The sequence below is a fragment of the Flavobacterium sp. genome (genome assembly GCF_021151785.1).
Lineage (GTDB): Bacteria > Bacteroidota > Bacteroidia > Flavobacteriales > Flavobacteriaceae > Flavobacterium.
In genome coordinates this window covers 1-9,663 of sequence record NZ_JAGKWP010000089.1, presented here as the reverse complement: position 1 = coordinate 9,663, position 9,663 = coordinate 1, and the positions used below count along the sequence as shown (strand labels likewise).

The following is a 9,663-nucleotide window of genomic DNA, read 5'->3' as shown; positions in this document are numbered from 1 at the left end:
CAAGTGATGAGGCAAATTTATTCATAAAAAAATAATTATTTCTTAAAATATGATTTTTTTTATGAGATAGAAATGATGAAAAAGCTGTTTTAGTTCAAGGCTTATTTAAATATTTCTTTCAATAACATAATTAATCATTAATTTTAATGATTCTTTGTAAGGTGAAGAGGGAAATTTTTGAATTATATTTAGTGCTTCTTGTTGGTATTCCAGCATTTTCTGTTCGGCATAGATTAAGCCACCGTGGTTTTTAACAAAGGAAATTACTTCTTTAACTCTTTTTTTATCTTTATTATGGTTTTTCACAGAGTTGATTAACCAATTTTTTTCTTTCAGAGTGCATGTGTTTAAAGTGTAAATCAAAGGAAGTGTCATTTTTTGTTCTTTGATGTCAATACCTGTTGGTTTGCCAATGGCATCTTCTGTATAATCAAATAAATCATCTTTAATTTGAAAAGCCATTCCTATCAATTCTCCAAACTTGCGCATTCGTTCTATTACTTCTTTGTCGTCTGGTGCAACGGCACAAGCTCCCAAAGAACAACAAGCTGCAATTAATGTTGCTGTTTTTTGTCTAATAATTTCATAATATACTTCTTCAGTAATATCGAGTCGTCGGGCTTTTTCAATTTGTAGCAATTCGCCTTCACTCATTTCTCGAACAGCAACAGAAATAATCTTGAGTAAATCAAAATCATTATTATCAATTGAAAGTAGAAGTCCTTTTGATAATAGATAATCGCCTACAAGAACTGCAATTTTATTTTTCCACAAAGCATTTAAAGAAAAAAAACCGCGTCTTTTGTTGCTGTCGTCTACGACATCGTCATGAACGAGAGTAGCGGTATGAATCAATTCAATTACAGAAGCACCTCTATATGTTCTGTCATTTACTGTCCCGCCTGAAATCATTTTTGCAGTTAAAAAAACAAACATTGGTCGCATTTGTTTTCCTTTTCTGTTAACGATGTAATGTGTAATTCGATTTAAAAGAGCTACTTTTGAAGACATTGCTAATTGAAACTTTTTCTCGAAAAGTTCCATTTCAAAGGCGATGGGTTCTTTTATTTTTTCAGTGATTTTCATGGAACAACAAAAATAGCAAATTCAATTTAATTAATTAGCTCTTATTTGCTAATTGTCCACAGGCTGCATCAATATCTTTACCACGACTTCTTCTAACTTTTACCACAATATTATTTTTTTCTAATGCTGAAATATAATTATTGATGGCTTGTTCGCTGGCTTGTTGAAACATACCGTCGTCTATTGGGTTGTATTCAATTAAGTTTACCTTGCAAGGAACATATTTGCAGAATTTAACCAAAGCATCTATGGAATTTTTATCATCATTGATGCCTTTCCAAACTACATATTCATAGGTTACTTTGCTTTTGGTTTTCTTGTACCAATATTCTAAAGCTTCTTTTAATTCGGGTAGTGGAAAACTTTTTGTAAAAGGCATAATTTCATTTCTAATTTCTTCTACCGCAGAATGAAGGGAAACAGCTAATTTGAATTTTACTTCGTCATCGGCCATTTTTTTAATCATTTTAGAAACACCAGAAGTGGAAACGGTAATGCGTTTGGGCGACATGCCTAATCCCTCAGGAGAAGTGATTTTTTCTATAGCAGCCATTACATTGTTGTAATTCATAAGCGGTTCGCCCATTCCCATAAATACGATGTTCGATAAGGGTCTGTCATAATACAATCTGCTTTCATTATCAATAGCCGCTACTTGATCGTAAATTTCATCTGGATTTAAATTACGCATGCGCTTTAATCTTGCTGTAGCACAGAAATTGCAATCTAAACTACAACCAACTTGGCTAGAAACACATGCTGTTGTTCTTGTTTCTGTAGGGATTAAAACCGATTCAACAATTAAATCATCATGTAATCGAACTGCATTTTTAACCGTACCATCTTCACTGCGTTGCATCGTATCTACTTTTATGTGATTGATGACAAAGTTAGCTTCAAGCATGGTGCGGGTTTCTTTAGAAACATTGGTCATGTCTTCAAACGAATGGGCACGCTTTTGCCATAACCATTCATATACTTGATTGCCACGAAAAGCTTTATCTCCATTAGATACAAAAAAATCTCTTAGTTGATCTTTGGTTAAAGCACGAATGTCTCTTTTTTCTGTTTGCATAGTGCAAAAGTACAAATTTCAATGGCAATATCAATTACAATTTCCAAAATCAAAATGTATTCTTTGAGCCTATTTAATAATGTAATTATGCTCTAAATTCGTTTAATTTTTTTATGATTGTTATTGACTTTCGAAGTTGTCATTGCTATTGAAAGTTGTATTTTTGTAGTTCGAAATTTTACTTTATGCACTTTATATCTGAAGAATTAGAAAATTATGTAGCGCAACATTCACAACCTGAACCCGAATTGTTAGCTAAATTAAATAAAGAAACACATCAAAAAATTTTACAGCCTAGAATGTTAAGTGGGCATTTTCAGGGAAGAGTTTTAAGTATGTTGTCCAAACTTATTCGTCCGAAAACCATTTTGGAAATTGGGACTTATACCGGGTATGCAGCTTTGTGCTTAGCTGAAGGGTTGTCAGAAGAGGGAATGTTACATACCATTGATAATAATGAAGAATTAGTAGAATTTCAAAAGAAATACTTTGAGGCTTCCGATTATAAAAATCAAATAGTCCAGCACTTAGGGAATGCTTTAGAAATTATTCCTACCCTTGAGCAAAAATTCGATTTGGTTTTTATTGATGCAGATAAAGAAAATTATAGCAACTACTTCAATATGATAGTTCCAATGATTCATAAAGGCGGGGTTATTTTATCAGATAATGTGTTGTGGAGTGGTAAAATATTAGGTGAAGTAAAACCAAATGATAAAAGTACTAAAGCTTTATTAGCTTATAATAAGTTAATTAATGAAGATGAAAGAGTGGAAACTGTTTTATTGCCCATAAGAGACGGTCTAACGGTTACTAGGGTGAAGTGATTTTTTTAAATTTAGAAAATAGCTTTCAAAATACTTAAATGATAAATGAGCCATTAGTATACTTAGCATTATTATTCCAAGTGAATAACTCGTTATTATAAAAATATTGTTTTCTATTGTAGGGAAAAATTTTAATATAATAAACCCAACTATTTGAATAGTAATTGCATGAAACATATAAATGCCATATGAAATAGTGCCTAAATAATGTAAAGTTTTGTTTTGTAAAATTGCTACTGGTTTCTTTGAAAGGCAACTTAGAAATAAGCCAAATAATAGCATGCTAAATATAAGGTATTGATTTTCAGTGAAAAAATCTTTTAAAAAAGGTGTAAAGAAATACATTCCTATTAAGAAATAAAGCAACCAATTAATATAGCTTTTAAAATCAACATGTTCTAAAAGTATAGCACAAATTCCGCTAAAAGTAAAAAAGAAAAAATACATTTTATAGTTGGTTAAAAATGTAAAGTTTTCATTTGTAAATAAGACTAAATATATAAAAGTTACTAAAACCAATATAGTTGTAATTCTTTTAAAAGGTGTAAAATAGAGAAGTGGTGCTATAAATAAATAGAATTGTTCTTCAATGCCAATGGACCATAAAATTTCTAAAATTCCACCAGGACTGTAGGTTAAAAAAATATTTGAAAAAAAAGTAGCAGAAAGTAGAATGCCTTCTATTAAATTATAATTATTGTTAAAAGTAAATCCAATTTTTGGTAGTATAATTTGATAGTGAATAAATCCATAAATTAATACCAGATAATACAAAGGAAAAATGCGATATATTCTTTTTAAAAAGAAATTTTTTAGGTTAATTGAATTGGAGTTTAATTTTTCATTATAAAGTTGTTTTATAATTAAGAATCCACTTAATGAAAAAAACATCCAAACGCTTTCATTTTCCCTGAGGAAAATGCTGGTCTCGTTGTAAAAAGGTAAGTTTCTGTTCGCGAAAAATTCAGGAATATGAAAAATAACAACTAGTATGGCCAAAAAAAACCGAAGTGATGTTAGATTAGGAATTTGTTGCATATTTTACCGTTATATACTCATATAGTTTGTAAAATATAAATCCAATCAAAGCACCAAAAATATAACCCGTTATAATATCTAATGGAAAATGTAATCCTAGATAAATTCTGCTATAAGCAAAAATTAATGGAAACGCAAAGATCAAATAGGAATAATTATAATACCTTCTTAGAATAAGAAACAATAGGGTCATTGAGGCAGTAGAATTCGATGCGTGACCCGAAAAATAACTATAGGTATCACTTGATTTTATTATTCTGATTAAATGTTTAATCTCTATGTCGTTACATGGGCGTAAGCGTTGAACAGAATCTTTTACTAAATTAGTTATTTGATCTGTAAAAACTAACATTACTGCAATAGTCAATAGTAATATACCTAATCTTTTTCCTCCTATTTTTTTATAAACTAAATAAGCCAAAAGAAAGAAAAAAGGAGTCCAATGCAGTTGTTTGGTAATTAATAACCAAAAGTTATCATATGGTGCGCTACCAAGATTATTTAAAAAAACAAAAATTTTTTTGTCAAGTGCAATGATTTTTTCCATAAGAAATATAAAGGAAATTGTAGTTGTTACATTTGACGTTTGATTGGTCCAGTAATATTTTCAAATTCTTCTTTGATTTCTTCTACTGGATTTTGTAATTCTACTGGATGCAAGGATTGATTCATGCTTTGTTTTGCACTCTCTATTTCTTCAGTAATTCCTCCTGTTATTGAATTCACGTCTAAGCCATTTTCTTCAACTCCTTTTTGAATCTCGTGTTTAATTTCATTTGTTGCATGCTTTAATTGTGCCATTCCTTTTCCTAATGTCCTAGCGATATCAGGAATTTTATCTGATCCAAAAAGCATCAAAACTACAACAAGAATTAAAAGTAATTCTCCTCCACCTATTCCAAACATATAATTTGTTTTTAAAACACAAATTTAATAAAAGTTATAGCTCAAGATGCCTTCATTTAAAGATTTTTAACAAAAAAAGCGCAAATCAATACGATTGCGCTTTTCATTAGAAGTTAAGTCTTTATTATTTTTTCTCTATTTGGTCAAATTTTGAAGTAGTTTCTTGTTTTGGCCATGTATTATTTGTGGTGTCAATATCAGCTGTTTCAAGTTTAGGGTCAACAACAATTTTTACCACTTTTTTGTCTGTTGCAAATGTTCTCTTAGCTACTTCATTGTTTCTTCTCCAAATTTGAGCTGGAAATTTATGTGTTTCAGAAGTGCCATCTTCAAATTGTAATTCTGCAATAATAGGCATAATCATTCCCCCTGGCTTGTCAAATTCTACTTCATAGAAGAATTTAGGGTTTTTCATATTCTTTCTTTCTTCTGCAGTATATTTTTTATTTAAAAATTCATTTAGAGATTGAATTTCTTCAGCGTTAAAAGCTTTTTTGTTTTCTGCTTTTAAATCTGCAGAATCTTCAGGTAACAAATAAATGGTAGGTCCTTGGTCTCCACTTACTCTTCTTCCTCTTCTGTTGAATGATTCTTTATTTTCTTTAGTTACACTTTCAGTAACATAGTATTGTTTTACATTTTTAATTCCAATGTCAACAAAATCTGTTGAGTAGAACCATCCTTTCCAAAACCAATCTAAATCCACAGCAGAGGCGTCTTCCATGGTTCTAAAGAAATCTTCTGGAGTTGGGTGTTTGAATTTCCAACGGTTGGCATAGGTTTTAAATGCATGATCAAATAATTCATGACCCATAATGGTTTCACGTAAAATATTTAACCCAGTTGCAGGTTTGCCATAGGCATTGGCTCCAAAGTTATAAACCACATCACCCTGACTCATAATAGGCTCTAAATATTGTTGATTACCCTTCATGTAAGGTACAATTAAACGAGCTGGTCCGCGGTCAACAGGGAAAGTAGATTCCCATTCAATTTCAGTTAAATACTCTAAGAAAGTATTTAAACCTTCGTCCATCCATGTCCATTGTCTTTCGTCAGAGTTTACAATCATAGGAAAGAAATTGTGTCCAACTTCATGTATAATAACACCTAACATTCCATATTTAACACGATCGCTTACTTTTCCGTTTTCATCTGGTCTTCCAAAATTCCAACAAATCATAGGGTATTCCATTCCTTGATCTTCTGCAGAAACAGAAACTGCTTTTGGATAAGGATAATCAAATGTGTATTTTGAGTATGTTTTTAAAGTATGCGCAACAGCTTTAGTAGATAAATCTCCCCATAGTGGATTTGCTTCTTTAGGGTAGATTGAAATAGCCATAGGTTTGTTATTTCCTACTTGAACGGCCATAGCATCTAAAATAAACTTACGTGAAGTTGAGAAACCGAAATCACGTACATTTTCAGCTTTAAATTTCCAAGTTTTTTTCTCGCTAGAAAACCCTTTTTCTTTTGCTGTAGCTTCTTCTTGAGTAACAATAACAACGGGTTTGTCAAATGTTTTTTCTGCTAATTCCCATCTTTTAACTTGTTCAGCCGTATAAACTTCAGTTCTATTTTGTAAAGTCCCTGTGCCTTCAATAATATGATCAGCAGGAACTGTAATGCTCACATCATAATTACCGAAAACAAGTGCAAATTCACTTCTTCCCCAAAATTGCATATTTTGCCATCCTTCAACATCATTATATACGCACATTCTTGGATAAAACTGCGCCATAACATATAATCTATTTCCGTCTGGGAATTGCTCATAACCTGAACGGCCATTATTTGCAGATCCTTGATAATTCACTATGTTATACCACCACTTGATAGAAAAAGTAAACTTTTCTCCTTTTTTTAAAGGTTGAGGAAGATCAATTCGCATCATCGTTTGATTGATGGTGTACTTCATGTTATTTCCTTTGGCATCTTTTACATATTCAATGTTAAATCCGCCATCAAAGCCTGGCTCCATGTATGTTTTTGCAAAATTAGAACCGTTTGTTGCTGGAAATATCGTTTTATTATCTATTAATTGAGTTTGATTGTCTCTTCTTTCAATATTTTGATCTAATTGTAACCAAAGGTATTCCAAGGCATCAGGTGAATTGTTGAAATAAGTAACAGATTCATTTCCATATAAACGAGCTAGTTTATCATCTAATTCAAGGTTGATTTTGTAATCTGCCTTTTGTTGGTAATACGCTGGTCCTGGCGCTCCAGAAGCAGATCGATACATATTAGGGGTAGCCATATCATTGTACATTTGACTAAACTTATTTTTGTCATAATGTCCAGACTCTCTTTTTGGCTCCTCTTTTTTTATTTCTTGAGCCCATGTGAATGAACTAAGAACTAAAAATGCTAATGAGATTGACTTTTTCATTGTTTAATTGTTTGTGAAACGGGTAAATTAATAGTTTGATTTTTGAATATTATTATCATTAGTAAACAAAAGTGTTTTTTTGTTACCATTAATATTCAAATGTACTAAATTTTGTTGTTCATTGAATTCTTCTGTTAAAACATTGTTAGTAATTTCTATTGTTTTTATTTTTTCAGAGAATTTAATTTTTAAATAACAAATTAAAACGTTGTCTTCTTGTTCTTTGAGAAGAAATTCAATAGGATGATTTTTATTGTTAACCTTGATTTTTAGTTTTTCTTGCAAATATTTCGCTACATACAAATTAGCATCAGCTACTTCATCTTTTGTTGTAATGTAGAAATGCTTATTATATTTTTTGTATAATACTTTTTCGAAATCATCAATAAATAGTCTTGTGGTGATTTGAATACTCTTTTTTTCTTTAAAATAATCTATTTGAAAAACACCTATATAGAATTTATGTGCATTAAAAGCACACGTAATTACAAGTAATAAGCCAAAGATTAGGGGTTTTAATTGCTTCATTTTTGATTTTCTGTTTTACCTTCAGGTTCTTTCGGTTTGATTTGTTTTAGTTTTAAATACTCTGTCGCTAAAAAACTTAATCTAAAAGAAACCATTGTTTTATTTCTTGCTTTTATAGCATCTACTAATGTTTGATCTTCAACTACATAGAAAATATATCCATCAACATAATCATCTGGAATTTTTAGTATTTGAATGATATAATCGCGTTCAAAATTATTAATAATTTTTTCTTGTAGAAATTCTTTTCTTTCTACTTCTAGTTCTTTTTTTAGTTGTTTGGTTCTTCCAGAAAGCCAATTAAATAAGGGGTCTATGCTAAAAGCTGTGTTCAGCCCCCATTGCCCGTCAAGAGCTGATGCTGTTTTTAGTCTTCTTTCGGCGGGGGTGTACTGTTTTTGACCTTTTTTGACTAAGCCTAAAGACTCAGCGTTAATTCCATCTCCATTGGTTATCATAATTTCTTTGATATGCTTGGTATGGATTTTTAATTTGATAAAAAGTAAATTTGGACCAAAGTCTTTTTTTGTAATCACAATTTTTCTAGCTTCAAGATGAATAGCACTAAACATGATCGTATCGTTTACTTTGGCCTTTATTTTAAAATAACCACCGTTTTCAGAAATAGTACTATTTTTGTTTGCTAGATTAATTATTGTAACGCCATCATTGTCATTTGTTTCAACAATGATTTTACCTTTCACTATAGAATCATTTTGGGCTAAAGTGAATTGCAAACAAAGAAAAGTGAGGATGTTGAAAATTAATTTCAATTCATTTTTTTTGTAAAAATAGGAGAACTCATGTAATCTATCTAATAAAATTTTGTTAAGAATATAAATCATAAATAAAAAAATGAAGAAAATAATAATTGCAAGTACGTCTACACTTTATAACGGGGGGTATTTGGCGTATTTGAAAGAGGAATTAAAAGGTCATTTTGCTGGGGTTGAGCATTTAATTTTTATTCCATATGCACGTCCAGGTGGCATATCTCATGATGAATATACAGCTAAAGTTAGTGTTTTTTTTAATGAATTAGGCATAAAAGTTAGAGGCTTGCATGAATTTAAGGATCCTATTGCTGCTATTGAACAAGCGGAAGCTATTTTTACTGGAGGTGGTAATACATTTGTATTGGTAAGTATGTTGTATAAGTACGACTTATGGGAAGCAATTGAAAAAGCGGTTTGTCGAGGTGTTCCCTATTTAGGCACAAGCGCTGGAAGCAATATTTGTGGCTTAACAATGGGAACCACTAATGATATGCCAATTGTTTATCCCCCAAGTTTTAAGACGCTAGGGTTGGTTTCCTTTAATATTAATCCGCATTATTTAGATCCTACTGAGGGTTCAACGCATATGGGTGAAACGAGAGAAACTAGAATTAATGAATTTCATTATTACAATCCGCAGTCAGTTTTGGGATTAAGAGAAGGGAGCTGGTTAGAGGTTTTAGGGGATGCAATTACCTTAAAAGGAGTTCTTCATGCAAGATTATTTCAACAAGGAAAACGGCCTGTTGAAATAGCACCAGGTTCAGATTTAAGTGATTTACGATGAATAAAAAAAGCCTCATAAATGAGGCTTTTTTTGAGCGGAAGACGAGGGTCGAACTCGCGACATTCAGCTTGGAAGGCTGACGCTCTACCAACTGAGCTACTTCCGCATGGTAGATTTTAATTTCAATAAATTTGAGCGGAAGACGAGGGTCGAACTCGCGACATTCAGCTTGGAAGGCTGACGCTCTACCAACTGAGCTACTTCCGCATGGTAGATGTTTTTGTTTTGTGGGTGCAAATATAAAG

General features: G+C 31.3%; 10 protein-coding genes and 2 tRNA genes. 2 read left to right on the top strand and 10 right to left on the bottom strand.

Annotated features, from left to right (window positions below):
- Positions 1–105 precede the first annotated feature (105 nt).
- Together QZ824_RS09210 and rlmN are read right to left on the bottom strand one after the other, a co-directional pair.
- On the bottom strand, positions 106–1,086 hold the full coding sequence (locus tag QZ824_RS09210) for a polyprenyl synthetase family protein (protein ID WP_291275727.1): 981 nt from the start codon (positions 1,084–1,086) through the stop codon (positions 106–108).
- A 34-nt stretch (positions 1,087–1,120) separates the two neighbouring features.
- The gene (gene rlmN, locus QZ824_RS09205; protein WP_291275726.1) at positions 1,121–2,161 is read right to left on the bottom strand and encodes a 23S rRNA (adenine(2503)-C(2))-methyltransferase RlmN; all 1,041 of its coding nucleotides are present in this window, start codon (positions 2,159–2,161) and stop codon (positions 1,121–1,123) included.
- Positions 2,162–2,346: 185 nt separating this feature from the next.
- Here rlmN and QZ824_RS09200 point away from each other — a divergent pair, with 185 nt between their 5' ends.
- A complete protein-coding gene (locus tag QZ824_RS09200) occupies positions 2,347–2,988 on the top strand; it encodes an O-methyltransferase (protein ID WP_291275725.1) in 642 nt (213 codons plus the stop codon).
- Here QZ824_RS09200 and QZ824_RS09195 read toward each other — a convergent pair.
- The 6 genes from QZ824_RS09195 to QZ824_RS09170 form a co-directional block, all read right to left on the bottom strand.
- Complete coding sequence (locus QZ824_RS09195) at positions 2,965–4,026, bottom strand: acyltransferase (protein ID WP_291275724.1); 1,062 nt, start codon at positions 4,024–4,026, stop codon at positions 2,965–2,967. The two genes, QZ824_RS09200 and QZ824_RS09195, sit on opposite strands and share 24 nt — an antisense overlap.
- Positions 4,010–4,573: a phosphatase PAP2 family protein gene (locus QZ824_RS09190; RefSeq protein ID WP_291275723.1), complete on the bottom strand. Its 564-nt coding sequence runs from the start codon at positions 4,571–4,573 to the stop codon at positions 4,010–4,012. Before QZ824_RS09190 ends, QZ824_RS09195 begins: the two co-directional genes overlap by 17 nt.
- Positions 4,574–4,599: 26 nt before the next feature.
- Entirely contained in the window at positions 4,600–4,932 is a 333-nt protein-coding gene (locus QZ824_RS09185; protein WP_291275722.1) for a twin-arginine translocase TatA/TatE family subunit, read from the bottom strand.
- A gap of 124 nt (positions 4,933–5,056) precedes the next feature.
- The gene (locus QZ824_RS09180; protein WP_291275721.1) at positions 5,057–7,327 is read right to left on the bottom strand and encodes a M1 family metallopeptidase; all 2,271 of its coding nucleotides are present in this window, start codon (positions 7,325–7,327) and stop codon (positions 5,057–5,059) included.
- A gap of 27 nt (positions 7,328–7,354) precedes the next feature.
- Positions 7,355–7,855 (bottom strand): DUF6702 family protein, encoded by a 501-nt coding sequence (locus tag QZ824_RS09175; RefSeq protein WP_291275720.1) that lies wholly within the window; start codon positions 7,853–7,855, stop codon positions 7,355–7,357.
- Positions 7,852–8,559 (bottom strand): hypothetical protein, encoded by a 708-nt coding sequence (locus QZ824_RS09170; RefSeq protein ID WP_291275719.1) that lies wholly within the window; start codon positions 8,557–8,559, stop codon positions 7,852–7,854. Before QZ824_RS09170 ends, QZ824_RS09175 begins: the two co-directional genes overlap by 4 nt.
- Before the next feature lie 151 nt (positions 8,560–8,710).
- Here QZ824_RS09170 and pepE point away from each other — a divergent pair, with 151 nt between their 5' ends.
- On the top strand, positions 8,711–9,418 hold the full coding sequence (pepE, locus tag QZ824_RS09165) for a dipeptidase PepE (RefSeq protein WP_291275718.1): 708 nt from the start codon (positions 8,711–8,713) through the stop codon (positions 9,416–9,418).
- A 33-nt stretch (positions 9,419–9,451) separates the two neighbouring features.
- Here the strand turns inward: pepE and QZ824_RS09160 are convergent.
- Both QZ824_RS09160 and QZ824_RS09155 read right to left on the bottom strand, forming a co-directional pair.
- A tRNA-Gly gene (locus QZ824_RS09160) sits at positions 9,452–9,524 on the bottom strand.
- Positions 9,525–9,552: 28 nt separating this feature from the next.
- Positions 9,553–9,625, bottom strand: a tRNA-Gly gene (locus tag QZ824_RS09155).
- Positions 9,626–9,663 lie beyond the last annotated feature (38 nt).